Raw genomic sequence first — 19,621 nt, 5'->3', positions numbered from 1 at the left:
ATTGAGTAGGCCCAAGATACCCCTCATTCAAACAGGCAGCACGGACTAGTTTAGATGCGGCATGGGAAAAATCTCATGCCGCATATGCATTTTTTGTCTGTCAGACATGTAATAAATGTTATCAGCTTACGTCATTTGGTCGACATATAATTTTGTCGTACAAACCGACATATATTTGTGACAGCTGTGTTTTACAGGCGGGCCGTTATGCGCAATATTCCGACAGATCTTCTCAGGACGTTTGTGGCAATAATTGATTTGCGTGGATATGGCCGTGCCGGGGAGCAACTCGGACGAACACAGCCTGCGATCAGTTTGCAAATGAAACGTTTGCAGGAATTGCTGGGAATTGCCTTGTTCTCAAAAGAAGGGGGCGCCCAGTTGACAGAATATGGTGAGATGGTTGCCAGTTATGCCCGTCAGATACTGACGCTGAATGATGAAATGATGTTGAAACTTTCCAAACGAGAAAATATCGGTAGGTTGCGTCTCGGCATTCCGAATGATTACGCCGATCATTTTCTGCCCCAGTTAATGGAGGGGCGAAGTGACAAAACAGCTAACATGACTTTTGATATAACCTGCGATCTTTCTTACAATCTCTTACGGGGGTTGCGTGCGGGTTTGCTGGATATTGTGGTCGCCATGACGGCAGACGGACCTGCGGAAGGCGCTTTCATGACGTGGAAGGAGAGGCTTTCGTGGGTTGAGGCGAAACTTGATCTTCCCGTAAAGCCACATAGCGACAACAATGGTGATCTTCGTATTGTCTGCTATCCTGAGGGATGCCTATACCGGCGTAGTATGTTGACAGCCTTGCAGCGTGAGGGACAGAGTTTCGAAATTGTTTATACTAGCCCCAGCCTGACCGGTATTACAGCAGCTTTAACTGGTGGGTTTGGCATTACTGCGTTGGCAGACCGCATTATGCCGCAATCCTTGCGACCTATTAGAAATAATCAGCATCTACCTAAATTAAGCGATGCTATAGTGGGTATTTACGTAAGTAGCGACAAAAACCGTTCTTATATCGCCCAGAATTTTGCTGCGACGTTAGCAGATTTGTTTGTTAACAGGCACTAACCCCCCGTTAACTATAATATTTCAGGACAATCTTATTCGAATTAGGGTGCGCGACGAACTGTTAACAGTTTGATCCGATGTTATGTTTCATAATTGGTATTGTCCTGCCAAGACTGTAGCCGCAAAGTTAAAATGTCCTGTTTCTGGAAAGTAGAAGTGTCACACTCCCCGGTCTGAGCTCGACTTTGCACAAAATTGGCATCGATTTTGAGTGCCGCACTGAGCGTCTTTGGTGAATCAATTCGCCGCAGCTTGTGACCTTGCGTCATTCGTCTGATCGGATTCGAACTGTTGAATGACCAAAGCAGATGAATGCAATAATGAGACCGGGGATGCGGTTCCTCATCGTCTTCACCAATGGCTAGAGCCTTTTCGTTGCGGGTTCACAGCGCCCACATGGAGTCATCTGCTCGTCCTTGTCATGGGAGCTCTCCTTGCACCGGGGAAGCGAACAGTGACATCGTGTCTGCGAATTACGGGTCGCGCCGATGTGACCAGCTTTGCCACTTATCACCAGTTTCTCAATCGGGCTCGCTGGAACCCACGCTTGTTGGCAAGACACTTATTATCCATTGTTGTGACACGGCTTGTACCCGAAGGCCCCGTTGTCATTGGAATGGACGATACAATAGAACGGCGATGGGGTCAGCGTATTGCTGCTCGAGGTATATACCGAGACCCGATACGTTCCAGCCATGGTCATTTCGTCAAGGCCAGTGGATTGCGGTGGCTGAGTTTTATGGTTCTTTCACCGGTCCCCTGGGCCAAATGCCTCAAAGCAATGCCTGTGCTGACAATCCTGTCTCCCTCAGAACGATATAGCCAGAAGATGCTCCGAAGACACAAGATGCTGACCGATTGGGCAAGGCAGGGCCTGCTGCAGATATGTCGTTGGCTACCAGGTCGCCAGATCATCTTTGTCGGCGATAGCAGCTTTGCGGTTCATACACTGGCCGCAGCACTTCCAGACAGGGCTACGCTCATCACTCGGTTGCGCCTCGATGCTAATCTTTTTGCAGCACCGTCTCAAAGGCATGAACACACGCTCGGACGACCCGCGCAAAAGGGGCAACCCTTGCCAAAACTAAAAGCTGTGCTCAAGGACACAAATACCTCGTGGCAGCAGATTGCAGTATCGTCGTGGTATGCCAGACAGACCAACAAAGTTCTCGACATCACGTCGGGAACAGCTCTTTGGTATCGACGTGGAACACCACCCAAACACATTCGCTGGGTCATCGTTCGCGATCCAACATCTCGCCGCGAACCGCAGGCCTTCATGAGTACGAATACGGATCTTGATCCTGTGGAGATCATTACCTTCTACGTTCGTCGCTGGCAGATCGAGGTCACTTTTGCCGAGACCCGTGCGCATCTTGGTGTGGAAACGCAAAGACAGTGGAACGATAAGGCCATTCTGCGCACGACGCCGTCTTTGATGGCACTCTACAGCCTCGTAACACTGTGGGCTTGTGATCTGCTCGGCCAAAACAGTCTTCCGTACACCGCTGCCTGGTACAAAAAAACAAGCTGCACTTTCTCCGACGCCATCGGTGCAGTTCGTATGGTTTTATGGCACCAGGATATTTATCGACAGTCCGCGTTTCACCCGGACATACCTAAAATACCGCCAGGCCGGATCAAACGTATGGCCGAGGCACTTTGCTTCGCTGCTTAATGTGCAAAGTCGAGCTAAGATAACATTTAGCCAGCGGGAACTCCAAAGCAGCATTCATTGCAGCGTTAAGTTGATACACAAACGGTATTCAAAAATCATGTAGTTAGGCTTTGGATCGGCCGTTGATCAGCCCATGTTGATGTAAAACTAACGCAACCGCGCCTAGAACGGTATCATCGTTGCGCAGAAACTTCCCGATAATGAAATTTGGTTTGCGAACGTGCGGTGCATGTGTCGGCGGACGCACAGCATGTTTCTCAAAACTCTGCTCAACTGAACGCAGGAAGCTTGGCCCGATGGCCGCAATCTTGCCAGCAATGATAATATCAGGTGGGCTCAGTATAGTGGACGTGATGCCAATCGCCCAGCCAGCCATTTCAGCGGAATCCTGTATCAACCGATCATAAGGTAAAACACCCGTTTGTGCATGTCTGATAAAGTCATCAAACGTAAGCTTTTCACCTGTGGCCTGCTCTGCCATCTGCATCAGATTAAAGCCACCCGCATAAGTTTCCAGACATCCGCGATTGCCGCATTTGCAAAGAGGGCCGTGTGGGTTGAGTGAAATATGACCAAACTCCGCAGCATTGCCATAAGCGCCGCGCTGAACAATGCCATCAATGACAATCGCGCCGCCAATACCAAGATCGAATTTGTATAATACGAAATTGCTTAAACCAATTGCGGCGCCCCAGGTCATTTCAGCAAGCGCGCCGCAATGACTTTCGTTTTCTGCGAAAAGCGGACAGTCGATATGCGCGGAAAATATCTCCGCAATATCAATGCCACACCAGGTCGGCAGAATAGACCCGTTCAACACAGTACCCTCGTAAGATACCGGGGCAGAAATCGCTAAGCCCACCCCGAGCAAATCACGAATCGCAATGTTAAGCTTTGCACATTCAATAGCCAACTGGTCTCGCACACGGATCGCAGCTTCCTGCGGCGTGTAATCTCCGTGCATCTCGAACCAGATATCAGCAATGACATTATGGCCCAGATCACAGACCGCGATACGTATTTCCGCGAGTCCGAACAGAACTCCGGCACAATAAGCTTGGGATGGGTTAAGAGATATAATTTTGGTAGGGCGACCAAAACCGCTGCTTCGCGTTTCCGTTTCGAGAACGACCTCGTTGATTTTAAGTTCAGTCAGGATTGTCGAGACTGTTGAGCGTGCAAGACCCGTCTTCTTTACAAGATCCGTTGCACTTGCTGAACCAAGGCTGGCGACCGTCCGAAGAATTTTTCCAACGGGAGATTCGTGATCATCAAATATCTCTTTAAAGCCAGCCATTAATCCTCCAGCCGTATCCATGACGCGAATTGCGCATAGACGCAACTTATTTCGTATTAGAATAAATATCCGCAATCAATACGCTACAAATCACTATAAGGCACGATTTCCGCAATATTTATTTCGTATACGAAAAAAGTATTGACAGATTTAAACAGTTTAGCGAAATTAGTTGGGAGGTCGGGGCGATGGAGGAGAACCAAGGGGCTCTGATTTCGACATCGAATGTTTGGTGATGTGCAGTCATGGGACGGGTGAAAACCACCTGTTGCGAGGAGAAACCGAGTGCAAAATCTATCCGCAATTCTGAAGTCTATAAGCCTGACCAGTGTGCTTGCTCTTGGCGTCGCAACCGCGCCGGCACATGCCGAGAAACTGATGATCTGGACGCTTAATTTTGATAATAACGCCGCCAATGTAGCACTGAAAAAGGTAGCGACTGGTTTTGAAGCGGCAAATCCTGACGTGCAGGTCGAGATTGTGCAGCGTGCGATTGATGAGCACAAAACAGCGCTTCGTGTGGCAGCTGGTTCCAATCGCGGACCCGATATCTATTTCAGCTGGGCTGGTCTCGGACTTGGCGGCGAATATGTGAAAGCTGGCTTATCGTTGCCGCTCGATAAATATTACACCGAATATAAGTGGAAAGACGAGCTGCTTCCGGCCTCGTCGGCCTTTGCCGATCTGTATCCGGGTGGCAAACACGGCGTTCCTTTCACCTTCAAGGGTGAAGCAGTTTACTACAATAAGAAGTTGTTTGAACAAGCTGGCATCACGGCAGAGCCGAAAACTTATGACGAGCTTCTGGCCGCCGCGCGAAAGCTCAAGGACGCTGGCATTCCCGCCTTTACATTTGGTGGATCGGTCAACTGGCATGTTATGCGCCTGATGGATGTCATTTTGGAAACAAAGTGTGGTGCTGAGAAGCATGATGCTTTGAAGGCGATGCAAGCCGACTGGGCTGTCGAGCTTTGTGCAAGGGATGCCTTTGAGGAATTCGGCAAATGGACGAAGGATTATACGCTTCAGCCATTTATGGGCATCGATAACAAGCAATCTTACAGCCTTTTCACCGCAGGGCGCGCAGCTATGATGCTGGAGGGAGACTGGCTGGTAAGTCAGTTGAACGGCACCGGCGTTGATCTGGATGATTATGGTATTTTCACATTCCCGGCCGACACCGGACGCCTTTACGGCTTCGGCGAGTACAATTACATCAGCTCAAAAAGCAAAAATCCTGATATTGCTGCGAAGTTTCTGGAATATTTCTTGTCTACAGACGTCCAGCAGGATCTCGTCGGGCAGATCAGCGCAGTCTCGGTCAATAAGAACGTAAAATACGAAAATCAAATTCCGCTCGAAGCTGAGTGGCTTGATATCTTTAACAAATTCGGCACCGTTTACATGAACGGCGATCAGGCATTCCCGCTGGATGTGACGACCGAATACTTCCGCGTTATCAACAGTGTTGCTGCTGGTGACATGACCTCCGATGAAGCAGCAAAACAAATGCAAACGTTCATCACGGCCCGAAACTAATCCTCCCCGGATGCGGGCCGCCTGAGCATATTGTTCAGGCGCCCGCAGGACCACAATCATCAAGGCGGCTTATTGCTGCCTGGAGGAAAACATGTCGCTGAAAACAATCATTCAGACACCGCTTAACCAAGCATCAATACTGCTTATCCCAGCATTGGCAATATACGGCGTGTTCGCGCTCTATCCGATGCTCGACATCATTGTCATGAGCTTCCAGAAATGGAATGGGCTTGATCCTGAACGCCGATTTGTTGGTTTTTCCAACTACTCTGCAATCTTCACCACTGACCCTGTGTTCTGGGTTGCTTTCAAAAATACCATCATCTGGACATTGTTGAGCCTCATCATTCCTCCTGTTGTGGGCTTGTTGCTGGCATTGAGCCTCAACCAGAAAATATTCGGGCGAAACAGCCTGCGTGCAATATTCTATCTCCCGGTTATCATCGCACCGATAGCTGTCGCGACGATGTGGAAATGGATGTACGATCCGTTCTTCGGGCTGTTTAACCAGTTACTGACCAATTGGGGATTGCAGTCATGGATTCAGGATTGGCTCGGTAGCAAGAGCATCGCGCTTTACTCCGTCTTTGTTGCCTATGTCTGGCAAACCGTTGGCTTCTCGATGGTCTTGTTCCTTGCCGGACTCCAAAATGTGTCACAAACGCTGATTGAAGCCGCACGAATAGATGGTGCCGGGCGTTGGGCAGTCTTTAAGCATATAACACTGCCTGCACTTCGCCCGACAACGACCGTCGTACTGGTGCTGTCCATCATCTCATCACTCAAAGCATTCGATATTGTTTATGGCCTTACCGGTGGTGGCCCAGCGCAAGGCACACAAATGCTGGCACTTTGGGCATTCACACAAGCTATGCAGATTTTCGATTTTGGACGCGGCGCGGCAATTTCGGTCGTCCTGCTACTCATCACGATGACAATTGTTGTTCCGTACCTGCGCTGGATGCAGAAAAACGAGGAGTTGGAATCGTGACAGCCACTTCGCTCTCTCAAGATACGTCTAAGATAAAGCGTGACCCGGTTCTGATCGGTTTGTGGACCAGCCTGTTTTTGATCGCGATCATCTGGATTGCCCCTTTTGTTTTCATTGTCTTTACGTCATTGAAAACACCAGCTGCCGTAACAAGTACAGGCGCATTCATGCCACCTGTTGAATGGGCATGGGGTAATTATTCAAGCGCATGGAACCGTGGCAGCTTTGCAAGTTCGTTCTTCAACAGCGTAATCATCACTGCGATCAAAGTTCCGATTGGACTGCTCATGTCTGCGATGGCCGCTTATGCTTTGGCCAAGATAAAGCTCCGGTTCAATAAATTACTGCTTCTGGTCGTTGTTTTTGGAACGATGATCCCGTTTCAGGTCATGCTCGCTCCACTGTTCACGCTCGTAAATTCATTCGGGCTGATTGATACCTATATCGGCGTAATTCTGCCTTACATAGCATTCGGCGTGCCTTATCAGGTCTTTATTCTACACGGCTTCTTCAAGGCCATTCCAAAGGAATTGTCTGAAGCCGCTCTGATTGATGGTGCAAGCCACTTCACCATCTTCCGCCGGATTTTTCTGCCTGTATGCCTGCCTGTTCTCGCAGCGCTTTTCATTCTGGACTTTGTGTCGACGTGGAATGAATTTGCGATGGCACTTGTGCTTTTGCAAGATCAGGGCATGTGGACACTTCCGCTTGGGCTGATGTCATTTCAGGGGCAATTCTCCAGTGATTACGGGCAGTTAAATGCGGCAATCGTGATGACCGTCCTTCCCGCTACGATCGTCTATCTGATCTTCCAACGTTATTTCGTTTCTGGCCTGACCTCTGGCGCGGTCAAAGGCTAACGAGCATTCGGTGAATTCTGAGGAGAAAACGCATGTCTGGTGCAACCGTGGAAAAATGGGGTGTTTTTGAAGCATCCTTTGCCGGACCTTCCGCTGGCAATCCCTATATCGAAGTGGCCTTTGATGCCATTTTTAAACATAAAAGCCGTAAAGTTCGCGTTCCAGGTTTCTATGACGGCGATGGGACCTATCGTCTCCGCTTTATGCCAGATCTTGAAGGTGAATGGATATTCACGACGCGCTCCGCGACAAAAGAACTGAACGGCCATACTGGCTCCCTTCAGGCAGGGCAGCCTTCAGCCAATAATCACGGACCAGTACGCGTGCGTAACAAGTTCCATTTCGCCTATGCGGATGGCACTCCATTCTTTTCCTTCGGCACGACCTGCTATGCCTGGACCCATCAGCCGCTCGATATGCAGGACGAGACACTGGAAACGCTTGCAAAAGCGCGCTTCAATAAGATCCGCATGGGTGTTTTCCCGAAAGACTATCCTTACAATACCAACGAACCTCTGCATGTCTGCTTTGAGAAAGATGCCGACGGTAAAGAGAACTTCGACAGGCCAAATCCTGAGCATCTCAGGCACTTTGAAAAGCAGGTTGCAGCGCTGTGTGAGTTGGGCATTGAAGCCGATATTATCATGTTCCACCCCTATGATCGGTGGGGCTATGCGGACATGAGCGCTGAACAGGATTATCGATATGTCGAATATCTCGCTGCCCGCCTGTCAGCCTATCGCAATGTGTGGTGGTCGCTCGCCAACGAGTATGACTTCCTGCTCAATACAAAGCCGATGGAACAGTGGGACAGATATTTCCAGATTTTGGAAGAGAACGACCCTTATCAGCATCTGCGTTCGATCCACAATGGCGATCTCAATTCAAACTATGACCACCGCAAACCATGGGTCACGCACGTCTGCATTCAGAATCCAGATGTGAAGAAGACACAGGAATGGCGTGACACATACGGCAAGCCAGTCGTGAATGACGAACCTGAATATGAAGGGGATATTCTTGAATCCTGGGGTAATTTGAGCCCACAGGAACTGGTGCACCGTTATTGGATCTCAATGGCGCGGGGCGGATATGTCGGTCATGGTGAAACCTATTCCGATGCCAATGATCTTATCTGGTGGGCAAAGGGCGGCAAGCTGCACGGCGAAGCATGGAAACGCATCGGCTTTCTCCGTGACTTGTTGGAAGCCGATGTCAAGCATGGGCTGGAGCCGATTGCGCCCGTAAAACAGTGGCCATGGTCACGCGTTTCAGGTGCTCGCGATGGTGATGGTGATTTCAGGCTAATTTACCTTGGTGAACATCAGCCTGTTGTGTGGTCATCCGGGCTGCCAATGGATAGTGACGACTATGAAGTTGATCTGATCGACACATGGGAAATGACGATACAGCCAGCGAAAAAGATAGCAGCTCCTATCACCCATCCGGTGAGACATGGCGCAATCGTGCGTGGTGGAAAACAGGACGCTGCCTTTGGTGTATCGTTGCCACGCAAGACCTATCAGGCACTGCGTGTACGGCGTAAGAAATAAATCAGGAAGGTTTGCATATGTCTGAATTGAGCATTGCGAATGTCAAGAAATCTTATGGTACAGTCGATATCATCCATGGTGTCGATGTCGAGATTAACGATGGCGAGTTTGTCATTCTTGTTGGGCCTTCGGGCTGCGGAAAATCGACGCTGCTGCGCATGATTGCAGGTCTCGAAGACATCACATCAGGACAGATCAGCATCGGCGGGCGCGTCGTTAATAATCTTCAGCCCAAGGACCGCGACATTGCGATGGTTTTCCAGAACTATGCGCTTTATCCTCAGATGACTGTTGCCCAGAATATGGGCTTTGCGCTGGAGCTTGCAGGCTCCAGCAAACAAGATATAGCCAAGAAAGTGAATGAAGCAGCGGAGATTTTAGGCCTTCAACCGCTTCTTGCTCGCAAGCCTGCACAGTTGTCTGGTGGACAGCGTCAGCGTGTTGCGATGGGGCGTGCGATCGTACGCAACCCGAAAGTCTTTTTGTTTGACGAACCGCTGTCGAACCTTGATGCAAAGCTTCGCGTTAAAATGCGCGCCGAAATTAAAGCGCTGCATCAGCGGCTAAATACTACCATTGTCTATGTGACGCACGACCAGATCGAAGCAATGACAATGGCTGACAAAATCGTAGTTCTCAATTCAGGCAGAGTTGAACAGATCGGATCGCCATTAGAGCTTTATGATCGCCCGAAGAATGTATTCGTTGCAGGCTTTCTTGGATCTCCTGCAATGAACTTCTTTAGCGGAACGCTCAAAGATGCAAAGCAACTGAATTTGGAAAGCGGCCTGATTGTAAACGTCGCTGGCGCGCCGTCTGATGCCGTTGGTAAAAAGGTTGTTTTTGGCATCAGACCCGAAAACATTTCAACAGGTGGCCCTGATGACGTAGAGGCGGTTGTGAAAGTGGTAGAACCTACCGGCTCTGAAACGCACGTTGTTTTAGACGTCCAAGGCCAGGAACTAACTTGGGTAGTTCGTGAGCGCATTTCTTTGGCCGTCGGTCAGTCGTTGCAAGTATCCTTTGCATCCACAAAAGCCCATTTTTTTAATAAAGAAACTCACCGAAGATATTAGAAAGCCCAACAAAGCGGGAAGCGGCAACCCCTTTACGTGAGTGACGAAAAGTATACGTCTCGTACCCAATGAGTTGAATTTCTTGACTGGAGATCGGAAATCGCGGCAGGGATACATCTGCTGTCAATAAGATGCACATGGTAATGGCTCAATAGTCTATATCTGAGCCTCAGCTAAGATATTTGACATAAACGATACCATAAAACATGTGGATTGGTTTCTCCATATCGGATAATCAATATATAAAGCAAGGTGTTCGATATGTTGAGTAGGCGACCATGGCACAAAATTTTCTTGTTCTCACGGCAGATGATGCCTTGCCGGTGTTGCGTGGGCTCGCATCGGCAGCTCGATTGGAAATTTTGAAAACCCTACATAATCGGGGGCCCCTCAATATCAACGAGTTGGCGGAGCGTTTAGGACAGCCGCAGTCCAGTGTATCGGCCAATATTTCGATGCTTGAAGAAGTTGGTTTGATTCAGACCGAAACACGTAAAGCGCGTAAGGGTAGTCAAAAGATCTGCAAAGCTCTGCACGAAGAGGTGATGTTGGTCTTTAATGCTGATGCGGATAGGCCAAGCAATGACTGGATCGAAGTTGAAATGCCAGTCGGGCTTTATACTGGTTTTGACGTCACGGCACCGTGCGGAATGTGTTCTGATGAAAAAATCATTGGATACCTTGATAATCCAGACACGTTCCTCAACCCAGAGCGCATGAAGGCAGGACTGGTTTGGTTCACGCGGGGCTATATTGACTATCAGTTTCCCAATAATGCGCGCATTGATGGCAAAAGCATCACCGAACTGGAACTTGTACTGGAGCTCTCATCAGAAGTTCCAGGCACATCAGAAGAATGGCCTTCAGATATTGATGTTTTTCTCAATGGAGTAAAGCTTGCAACCTGGACGTCGCCGGGAGATTTCGGCGATCAGCGCGGAAAATATACGCCAGATTGGTGGAAGCTGCATGGTAGCCAGTATGGTGTCTTAAAGTCATGGCGCGTGACCACTGCGGGTACGTTTATCGACGGTACGCGTATGTCTGAAGTCACAATCAATGACCTTGGCTTGAAAGATCATCGTTCAATAAGGATTCGTATCGGAGTTTCCGATACAGCTAAAAATCCAGGCGGAGTGAATATTTTTGGCCGCGAATTTGGTAATTATAATCAAGGTATTAAGCTTCGAGTTCGCACTTGATTTAGAAAAGGCTCTTGACGCAACTTCCTCTTCATAAGAGTATCTGTAAGGGAGATATATATCAGAAAATCTGATACTCTGGAGGAAGACTTACAATGCATGCAGACGTTACCGCAAATCGCGGTTTCAAAGTCGCGGAAATTGACCCGCGTCTATACGGTTCTTTTATCGAGCATCTTGGCCGAGCCATTTATACGGGTATTTATGAGCCGGACCATAAAACAGCAAATGCACATGGTTTCCGAGAAGATGTTCTTGATCTAGTTCGAGAGCTTGATGTTCCGGTCGTTCGTTATCCCGGGGGCAATTTCGTATCTGCTTATAATTGGGAAGATGGTATCGGCCCGAAAGAGGACCGCCCAGTACGCCTTGATCTTGCATGGCACACATCGGAGAGTAATGCAGTTGGTATTCATGAGTTCGCTGATTGGGCAAAAGCCGCAGGCACTGAGATGATGCTTGCTGTGAACCTTGGTTCACGTGGCCTTGATGCAGCACGCAATTTTCTGGAATACGTTAATCATCCCGGTGGAAGTTACTGGTCAGATTTGCGTCAAAAGAACGGGCAAAGCGAACCGTGGAATGTAAAGTTATGGTGCCTCGGCAATGAAATGGACGGACCATGGCAGATAGGTCAAAAGACTGCCGATGAGTATGGCCGAATAGCATTCGAAACTGCCAAAGCGATGCGTGCTTTCGACAAATCAATTGAGCTGGTTGTGTGCGGATCGTCATCACCCAAAATGGCCACATATCCTGAATGGGAAGCGACTGTTCTTGATTATACATATGACGTCGTCGATTACATCAGCCTGCATATGTATTTCGATAATCATGCTGGAAATACGGCTGAATACTTAGCCCAGAATGCGCGTCTGGAACAATATATAGATACTATCGCAGGCGTTATAACCTTCACAAAGGCAAAAAAGCGTTCAAAGAAAGATGTCTATATCAGCTTTGATGAGTGGAATGTCTGGTATCACTCCCGCGAAGCTGACCGCAAGGTTCTTGAAGGTCGGGATGGCTGGCCCCATGCGCCGGAGTTGCTTGAGGACATCTATAATTTTGAAGATGTTTTGCAGGTCGGTTGCATTATTAACAGCTTCATTCGGCGTTCTGATGTCGTGCGGATCGGCTGTTTGGCACAATTGGTAAATGTTATTGCACCAATCATGACTGTCCCGGGTGGGCCGGCTTGGAAGCAAACCATTTTCTACCCCTTTCTTTTTGCATCAAAATATGGACGCGGCACTGCCTTACGTTTGAACGTAGAATGCCGGACCTACAAGTCGGAGTTCTGCGATAATGTGCCGTATCTTGATGTTTCTGCGGTAGAGAATAACACAGGCGTCTCTCTATTTGTCGTCAATCGTCACGAAGATGAAGCTATCGATCTCAATATCGCACTTGATGGCTATCAGGATCTCCGGGTGCTGGAAGATAAGATGATCATTCATCCTGACTTGCGGGCAGTGAACGGTCCTCAAAGTGAGGTTGTAGGGCCACAGAATGGTGAAGGTACAGTTGCTGTTGATGGTCGCGTAAAGGCGCGTATTTCTCCGCTCAGCTACCGGATGATCCGTCTGGAGGCGAAGCATGTCGGCAGCGATTGAAATACGCAATGTCACAAAAAACTTCGGCAACGTCACGGTTCTCGATGACATCTCCCTAAAAGTTAATGCAGGCGAGTTTGTTGCATTTCTTGGGCCGTCAGGTTGCGGAAAATCAACATTGCTTCGCATGATTGCCGGCTTAGAAACCTTGTCGTCTGGTGAGGTTCATCTCGGCGGCAAGCGGATTGATGAACTCAAGCCAGGCGCACGGGGAGTTGCCATGGTTTTTCAGTCATATGCGCTTTATCCGCATATGACTGTTCGACAGAACCTGTCATTCGGTCTTGAAAACATTAAAGCACCAAAAAACGAGATTGATCGGCGCGTGAACAGTGCCGCTCAAATTCTGGAAATCTCAACATGTCTCGACAGAAAGCCACAACAGCTTTCAGGTGGGCAGCGTCAGCGTGTTGCTATTGGACGTGCGATTGTTAAAGAGCCCAAAGCGTTTCTGTTTGATGAACCGCTTTCCAATCTTGATGCCGCGTTACGTGGCCGGACGCGCCTTGAATTAGCAAGCTTGCATCAGCGGCTTGGCGCAACAATGGTCTTCGTTACACACGATCAGGTGGAAGCAATGACGCTTGCAGACCGTATCGTTGTCATGAATGCATGCAAAATTGAGCAAATTGGTACGCCAACAGAAATCTACCAAAAGCCGGCCACACGTTTCGTGGCGGGGTTTGTTGGGACACCCGCGATGAGCTTCCTACCAGTGTTGTCTGCGCAGGCAGACATTGACCGGACTATCATAGATGTTGGTGGCATTGGGAGCCTCCGCCTTCAAATGCGTGAAGATAGTTCGAACATAATAACGATGGGTGTTCGTCCTGAAGATGTGAAGGTTGTAAACCCGGCGGAAATTGGCTGTGTAAAGGCAAAAGTTGAAATTGTTGAACGTCTCGGTGAACGAACTTTGCTTTATACACGCTTGCACAATGGATCACAGTTGACCGCGCAGGCCGATGGTCGAACATCAATCAAAGCAAAAGACGAAATTTATCTGAAATTAAATTTGAATTTTGTGCATCTGTTTGCTCAAGATGGAAGGACCCTGCCAACGAAGGTTGGCACGTCATGAAAGAGCGTTACAGCAATACACTTTTCGTTGCTCCATTCATGCTGATGTTCATCGTCATGCTTGTCATCCCTTTGTTTTGGGGCATGTGGCTTTCATTGCTGAAAGTGGATTTGTTTTCGCCCGGACAGTTTGTTGAGCTGCGGAATTACGAACGTCTCTTTAATGATCGGGTTTTTCTTCAGGCATTACGCAATACGGCCGTTTTTGTGGTGTTTTCTGTTCCAACACTCGTAGTTATCGGACTGGGACTTGCACTGGCACTCAATAGACCTGGTCGTCTATCCTCCATATTGAGGGGAACGTTTTTTGCGTCGTCGGTACTATCTGTTACTATTGTGACGCTTATCTGGCGCATTGTTTTCATCCCGAATGAAGGGCTGATGGCGATGATCTTTTCCAAACTTGGATTAGAGCCGATAGGATTTCTGTCAACATCCGGTTGGTCGCTATTTTCGGTTGGGGTTGCAACGGTATGGTGGTGCATTGGACTGCCGATGATGTTGTTTCTTGCGGCTTTACAACAAATCCCGCGTGACATTTACGAAGCGGCGGCACTAGATAACACATCACATCGTCGCGTTTTGACACATATAACGCTTCCACAAATCATGCGAACGCTCATTCTCGTGACGATTATTCAAATTGTGATGCAATTTCAGCTTTTCGGTCAGGCCTTGCTGATGACCAATGGTGGCCCATCGGGGTCGTCACGTCCAATCGTTATGTATATCTACGAAACTGGTTTTGTTCGCTGGGAGATTGGCAAGGCTGCTGCGGCCTCTGAAGTGTTATTCATGATCATTCTGCTCGCAGCGATGGCGCAATATTTCCTAACCCGACGCAAGGAGGGCAGAACATGATCACAACCCATAAAAGCAATGATCGTGTTATTCTGTTTGGTGTAACATTACTTGCAATAATTATGCTCGCACCGTTCCTGTGGGTCGTTGGTTTATCTTTTAAGGCGAATGCTGAATTGGCTTTGGGATCAGAAGCGGTATTCAGCTTCCCCTATACCTTGCGTAACTATGCTGACATTGGCCAATCCAGCATGGTCTTCCGTTGGCTGGGAAACAGTTTCATCGTGGCTGTTGGGATGACGTTTGGCGTTCTAGTGCTCTCATCATTGGCCGGTTATGCTTTTGCCCGACTGGAGTTTCCATTTCGAAAAGTCTTGTTTGTCATCGTATTGTTCGGCTTGGCGGTTCCAGAACAGGCGGTTATCATTGCCCGCCATCAGATGTTCACATGGATTGGTTGGCATAATACTTACCAGGCCTTGATTTTACCGGGACTGTCAGCACCTTTTGGTGTGTTCCTGATGACCCAGTTTTTTAAGGCCATACCGCCTGAAATTGATGAGGCAGCACTTCTCGATCACGCCTCGCGCTTTAAGATATTCTGGCGGGTTCTGTTGCCACTGACGCTACCGGCACAGGCAACACTTGGAATTTTTACATTTCTTCATGCCTGGAATGATTACTGGTGGCCTTTGATTTCTGCGACCAACAAAGAGATGTACACACTGACTGTGGGAATTGCTTCCAGTCAGACCAACTTTGCTCAAAGTGAAGGTCTTGGCTTTCTAACGGCTCAGGCTGTCTTCGCCAGTCTACCAGTGATCATCGTCTATGTTCTGTTTCAAAAACACATTGTTACCGCCGTGTCGGGTGGGGCGGTCAAATAGCAGATGATGGATCGGAGGAGCGATCTTTCATGCGAAGCAAAAAAGGGAGAGAGAAATGAAACGAATTTTACTTGGAAGTGTATTTGGTTTCTATAGCCTGATGTCGGTTGCGCAAGCGGAAGTAACGATCAATCTGCAACGTTTCTTCGGTGCTTGCGAAGCCGAATATGGCAAGAGTACGGATGTTTCAAAAGCTGTCGGTGAATGCGGCATCATAACCACTCTGGTTAATAAATTTCAGCAAGATAACCCTGATATAAAAGTGAATGTCACTACCGTCGAGTGGCCCGGTTATGATCAGCTTAATGCACAGTTGGCCTCTCGGTCTGCTCCAGATGTGGTGAGCATGCATTATTCGATCATACCTGACTATCAGTCGCGTGGATTGATCGAGCCGATCGACGAGCTTTTGACCAGCGCAGGCGTTGATTTGTCAACCTTCACTGATGTGGCCAAAAGTGGCGTGACAAAAGAAGAGGCTGTTTATGGTCTGCCTTTTGACACGTGGACAATGTTGTTTCATATCAATATGAATCTGATGAAAGAAGCGGGTTTGGTAAACCCGGATGGCACGCCAATTCTGCCGACGAGTGTCGATGAATTGTTTGTTCAAGGTACCCAGTTTAAGGAGAAGACTGGAAAACCTTATTTTGTGCAAATCACGGCGAACGAAAGCGCGGCCTATGCAAGGCTATTCTACACCTGGTTGCAGCAACAGAATTCAGATTTCTTTGCCAATCCAGCCGAGATAAAGCTGAAATCGCCAGAGGGTGTGGCGGCGCTTTCGCTGATGAAGAAGATTTATACTGAGGGACTAAGTACAAAGGATATGGATTACGCCGCCTCGGTGGCAGCCTTTAGTCAGGGGGCAGGTGGTATTGCGGTGAATGGCACGTGGCTCATTGGTACATTCGACGAGCAAGCAAAAAAGCCGGGCAACCCTCTCTCAGACGGTTATCGCGTATATCCGGTATCTCAGTTGTTTCCTGAGAAAAACGCAACTTATGCCGATGGGCATGCATGGGTTCTTCCGAAAAGAGATAGATCAGATGAGCAAAGTGCGGCCATCGGCAAGCTGTTTAAGTTTCTAGCTGACAATGAAACCGAGTGGGCACGCACCGGGCATTTGCCTGCAATCCAGTCCATTATCGATTCAGAAACATTCGCAGCGATGCCACACCGCTCTGACGTCGAGAAAATTGCAACTACAGGCCAGACATTGCCACCACAAGTTCAACGGCAATTTGCTATCCAAGATATCTTAGCAGAAGAGCTAAATGCGGCTATCGTAGGAAACAAGCCTATAGAAGAAGCCCTTACGGAATCAGAAAACAGAATTAACGACCTTCTGGGAGACCTATAATATTCAAGTCCCCAAGTAAACTAGAATCAGCTTTTACTTGGGGGGCTGATTGATGTGTGATTTGTTGCAACGCTCATTCAGATCGATATGCGGATAGGTACGTTCGGAGAGTAAACGCGAAGTGCACGATTCAGTTTGATCCGGAATTCAATTCGACGGCCTTTGTTCTTGACTGGCAATCATAATAAGTGGCTTGCGTACAACGCAGCGGCAGGAGTGGATAATAAATTGACAAACTTTGCCAATCTGTGATTATGGATTGCACAGATAGGAGAATTAGATGGCTACGATGAATGTATCGCTCCCTCATCCCATGAAAGAATGGGTTGAGGCGCAGGCCAAAACAGGGCGCTATTCGAACGTAAGTGATTATGTGCGCGACTTGATCCGTAAGGATCAGATGCGTGGCGATAAGATCGCAGCAATGCAGCGATTTGTCGACGATGGCCTACAAAGTGGCAAGGGAACTCGTTCGCGTGATGATCTCTTCGCTATTGCAATTGCTAACGCGGAAAAATCTCTGAAACGCAACTAATGATATTCAGTCTCTCAGTTCAGGCGGAAGAAGATATAATTGCTATTGCAGAGCACGGCATAGCAATATTCGGACCTATACAGGCCAAACGATATCATTCGGACCTGTTTAACACGTTGGATCTGATTGCCAAAAATCCACAAATGGCACGCGAACGGGAAGAAATCTCTACACCTGTTCGTATTCATCCGTTTAAAGCTCATCTAATTGTTTATCAAATCGAACAAAACGGATCCGTATTTGTACTTAGGATACGGAATGCATTTGAAGACTGGATTAGCGACCCTCTCTAACGCTTATTCTGATCACAGAGATATTGGGAAGAGCAGAAGCTGCCGCTAATTAATCTTCCTTAGATTGTGGGCATGTTCTTGACTCTAACTCAAAATCAGAAACAGGCCAACCAATTCGCACCGTTTAATCGGGCGAACCCAGCCGTATCGTTGGTAAAGCCCAATCAGGACTGCAGCAATTCAGTGTAGATGAGCTCGATATGCGCAGCCTCCTCTTCAGCTAGGCCGGCAAACTCCCTTTCGCGAGCACGCTTCGACAGCTTACCGCCATTCTGGCTTAGAAAGCGGAACAGGAGATCGAGCAGCCTGTCCGGCATGTCAATCATGCGCGAGACCTCATTCTTGAAACTATCATAGGTTTTCAGGAAGGCGGTCTCTGCTGGCAGGTCAATATCAATGGTACGCGCCACGCATTCGAACAGGAATTCCGCATGGGGCGTTGCGTCGAAATATCGATAAAAATCGACCGTCTCGTTCAGCACCTCGACATTGCCTTGCTCGGTCGGTCGCCAGCGGACAAAAGGCAACAGGCGACGGGAATAGGTCTCCAACACGTGCCGGTACTCATCAATGCGGTCGAGAATGACTGCCGAGACAGGAAACACCAACCCAGGCGGATTGAAACCGCGTTCCGCCAAAACATGATGGATGACGTAACGATGCAGGCGTCCATTTCCGTCCTCAAACGGATGGATATAGACGAAGCCGAAAGCAAGGGTGGCCCCGGCTAATACCGGGTCCAGTTGCCGTGCTGCACCGCGGTCGAATGCGGTCAATCCTTCGATCAGAGTTGGCAGATCGTCATGCCGGGCGCTGACATGATCCGGAATGGGCGCGCCGCTCAGGCGATCATGCTCTCCGACAAAGCCGCTATCAGCGCGCAGGCCAAGGTGCACGAAACGCGCATCGCCAATAACGATGCGCTGCAATCGTTCCAGTTCGGCACGGTCGATTGGATGGCGACCGGCCTCCGCGATAACCTGTCCCCAGCGTTGAATGCGGTCCCGGGGAGGGTCTTCGCCTTCAATCTGGAAACTCGACCGTGAATCCTTAAGGAGCAGGAAGGCCGCAGTACGGGCAAGCAAATCGGCCGGCACCTCAGCGATCAGGCGCCGAGCCTCCTCGCCGAGATCTCGGGCGATAAAAGCATCCAGCTTGGGTGTGCGGAAGATCATCGGGCAGAAGGCGGGTGTGCCCGGCAGATTATTCTTCACCCGATGGCGAGAGGATGTCGTCCCATCGATTGCCCACTGCAGATCGGGATCGACGACCAGGGCGTATGTGCCTTGGGTTGCATCATCGAGATCGAGCCTGGTGTCGAGCAGCCATTCATAAAGAAACCAGAGACGCCGCGCATACGCACCGGTCGGCGCTGCATGCACGATCTCGATAAGTGGCCTTGGCCCAGTAGCCTGAAACAGGGCTTTAAGGACGGCTAGGTCCAGACCTTCGTAACGTAAAGCGAAGGTCAGATGACCTGTGAGACTAGCGTCTGGTTGGTGGCGTGGCGTATAAAGCTTCCAGTCGTCAGCTTGATAGACTTTGTGGCGCGCACCGATGGCGGCGAGGTTGATCGGCACGGGAACAGCGAGCTCGAAAGCGTCGATTAGGGACGCGTATCCGACCGGGATTGCTCGTTCCGGCAGGCGACGGTCGTGAAAAAAGCTTACTTGGCCTGAAAATGGCTTCTTTTGCCCAAGAAGCATGATTTTTGATACTTTCCCATGAAATTCTTTTTCACTCGCATTGTGTCATGAAAACCAATCC

The 19,621-nt window shown here is 49.0% G+C and carries 17 protein-coding genes; 15 read left to right on the top strand and 2 right to left on the bottom strand.

Annotated features, from left to right (window positions below; translation table 11 throughout):
* Positions 1 to 207: 207 nt before the first annotated feature.
* Positions 208 to 1,083, top strand: coding sequence for a LysR substrate-binding domain-containing protein (locus CES85_RS23885; protein ID WP_095448317.1), 876 nt, complete (start codon positions 208 to 210; stop codon positions 1,081 to 1,083).
* A 295-nt stretch (positions 1,084 to 1,378) separates the two neighbouring features.
* Positions 1,379 to 2,761 carry an IS701 family transposase gene (locus CES85_RS23880; protein ID WP_095448316.1) on the top strand — a complete coding sequence of 461 codons (1,383 nt, stop codon included), beginning with the start codon at positions 1,379 to 1,381 and terminating at the stop codon, positions 2,759 to 2,761.
* A gap of 103 nt (positions 2,762 to 2,864) precedes the next feature.
* On the opposite strand, the gene CES85_RS23875 is transcribed toward CES85_RS23880, so the two are convergent.
* Positions 2,865 to 4,058 carry an ROK family transcriptional regulator gene (locus CES85_RS23875; protein WP_157743499.1) on the bottom strand — a complete coding sequence of 398 codons (1,194 nt, stop codon included), beginning with the start codon at positions 4,056 to 4,058 and terminating at the stop codon, positions 2,865 to 2,867.
* Positions 4,059 to 4,343: 285 nt separating this feature from the next.
* Here CES85_RS23875 and CES85_RS23870 point away from each other — a divergent pair, with 285 nt between their 5' ends.
* The 13 genes from CES85_RS23870 (at position 4,344) to CES85_RS23810 (ending at position 17,854) form a co-directional block, all read left to right on the top strand.
* Positions 4,344 to 5,597 carry an ABC transporter substrate-binding protein gene (locus CES85_RS23870; protein ID WP_095448314.1) on the top strand — a complete coding sequence of 418 codons (1,254 nt, stop codon included), beginning with the start codon at positions 4,344 to 4,346 and terminating at the stop codon, positions 5,595 to 5,597.
* Between the two features lie 91 nt (positions 5,598 to 5,688).
* Positions 5,689 to 6,588, top strand: a complete 900-nt coding sequence (locus tag CES85_RS23865) for a carbohydrate ABC transporter permease (protein WP_095448313.1) — start codon at positions 5,689 to 5,691, stop codon at positions 6,586 to 6,588.
* Entirely contained in the window at positions 6,585 to 7,448 is an 864-nt protein-coding gene (locus CES85_RS23860; RefSeq protein ID WP_244923369.1) for a carbohydrate ABC transporter permease, read from the top strand. The genes CES85_RS23865 and CES85_RS23860 overlap by 4 nt, the downstream gene beginning before the upstream one ends.
* Positions 7,449 to 7,480: 32 nt before the next feature.
* Positions 7,481 to 9,001 (top strand): DUF5060 domain-containing protein, encoded by a 1,521-nt coding sequence (locus tag CES85_RS23855; protein ID WP_095448312.1) that lies wholly within the window; start codon positions 7,481 to 7,483, stop codon positions 8,999 to 9,001.
* Between the two features lie 17 nt (positions 9,002 to 9,018).
* A complete protein-coding gene (locus CES85_RS23850) occupies positions 9,019 to 10,077 on the top strand; it encodes an ABC transporter ATP-binding protein (RefSeq protein ID WP_095448311.1) in 1,059 nt (352 codons plus the stop codon).
* A 278-nt stretch (positions 10,078 to 10,355) separates the two neighbouring features.
* Positions 10,356 to 11,279 carry an ArsR/SmtB family transcription factor gene (locus CES85_RS23845; RefSeq protein WP_095448310.1) on the top strand — a complete coding sequence of 308 codons (924 nt, stop codon included), beginning with the start codon at positions 10,356 to 10,358 and terminating at the stop codon, positions 11,277 to 11,279.
* 95 nt (positions 11,280 to 11,374) lie between these two features.
* Entirely contained in the window at positions 11,375 to 12,895 is a 1,521-nt protein-coding gene (gene arfA, locus CES85_RS23840; protein WP_095448309.1) for an arabinosylfuranosidase ArfA, read from the top strand.
* Positions 12,879 to 13,976 carry an ABC transporter ATP-binding protein gene (locus CES85_RS23835; protein WP_095448308.1) on the top strand — a complete coding sequence of 366 codons (1,098 nt, stop codon included), beginning with the start codon at positions 12,879 to 12,881 and terminating at the stop codon, positions 13,974 to 13,976. The genes arfA and CES85_RS23835 overlap by 17 nt, the downstream gene beginning before the upstream one ends.
* Complete coding sequence (locus tag CES85_RS23830) at positions 13,973 to 14,836, top strand: carbohydrate ABC transporter permease (RefSeq protein WP_095448307.1); 864 nt, start codon at positions 13,973 to 13,975, stop codon at positions 14,834 to 14,836. The genes CES85_RS23835 and CES85_RS23830 overlap by 4 nt, the downstream gene beginning before the upstream one ends.
* The gene (locus CES85_RS23825; RefSeq protein WP_095448306.1) at positions 14,833 to 15,663 is read left to right on the top strand and encodes a carbohydrate ABC transporter permease; all 831 of its coding nucleotides are present in this window, start codon (positions 14,833 to 14,835) and stop codon (positions 15,661 to 15,663) included. Before CES85_RS23830 ends, CES85_RS23825 begins: the two co-directional genes overlap by 4 nt.
* A gap of 55 nt (positions 15,664 to 15,718) precedes the next feature.
* On the top strand, positions 15,719 to 17,026 hold the full coding sequence (locus CES85_RS23820) for an extracellular solute-binding protein (protein WP_095448305.1): 1,308 nt from the start codon (positions 15,719 to 15,721) through the stop codon (positions 17,024 to 17,026).
* Positions 17,027 to 17,306: 280 nt separating this feature from the next.
* Positions 17,307 to 17,561: a type II toxin-antitoxin system ParD family antitoxin gene (locus CES85_RS23815; protein WP_095448304.1), complete on the top strand. Its 255-nt coding sequence runs from the start codon at positions 17,307 to 17,309 to the stop codon at positions 17,559 to 17,561.
* The gene (locus CES85_RS23810; RefSeq protein WP_095448303.1) at positions 17,561 to 17,854 is read left to right on the top strand and encodes a type II toxin-antitoxin system RelE/ParE family toxin; all 294 of its coding nucleotides are present in this window, start codon (positions 17,561 to 17,563) and stop codon (positions 17,852 to 17,854) included. Before CES85_RS23815 ends, CES85_RS23810 begins: the two co-directional genes overlap by 1 nt.
* 164 nt (positions 17,855 to 18,018) lie before the next feature.
* On the opposite strand, the gene CES85_RS23805 is transcribed toward CES85_RS23810, so the two are convergent.
* Positions 18,019 to 19,560 (bottom strand): Fic family protein, encoded by a 1,542-nt coding sequence (locus CES85_RS23805; RefSeq protein WP_095448302.1) that lies wholly within the window; start codon positions 19,558 to 19,560, stop codon positions 18,019 to 18,021.
* Positions 19,561 to 19,621 lie beyond the last annotated feature (61 nt).

Source organism: Ochrobactrum quorumnocens (assembly GCF_002278035.1).
GTDB classification, from domain to species: Bacteria; Pseudomonadota; Alphaproteobacteria; order Rhizobiales; family Rhizobiaceae; genus Brucella; species Brucella quorumnocens.
Note: the sequence above shows the minus strand (reverse complement) of the source record. Positions and strands in the feature narration are given on the sequence as shown.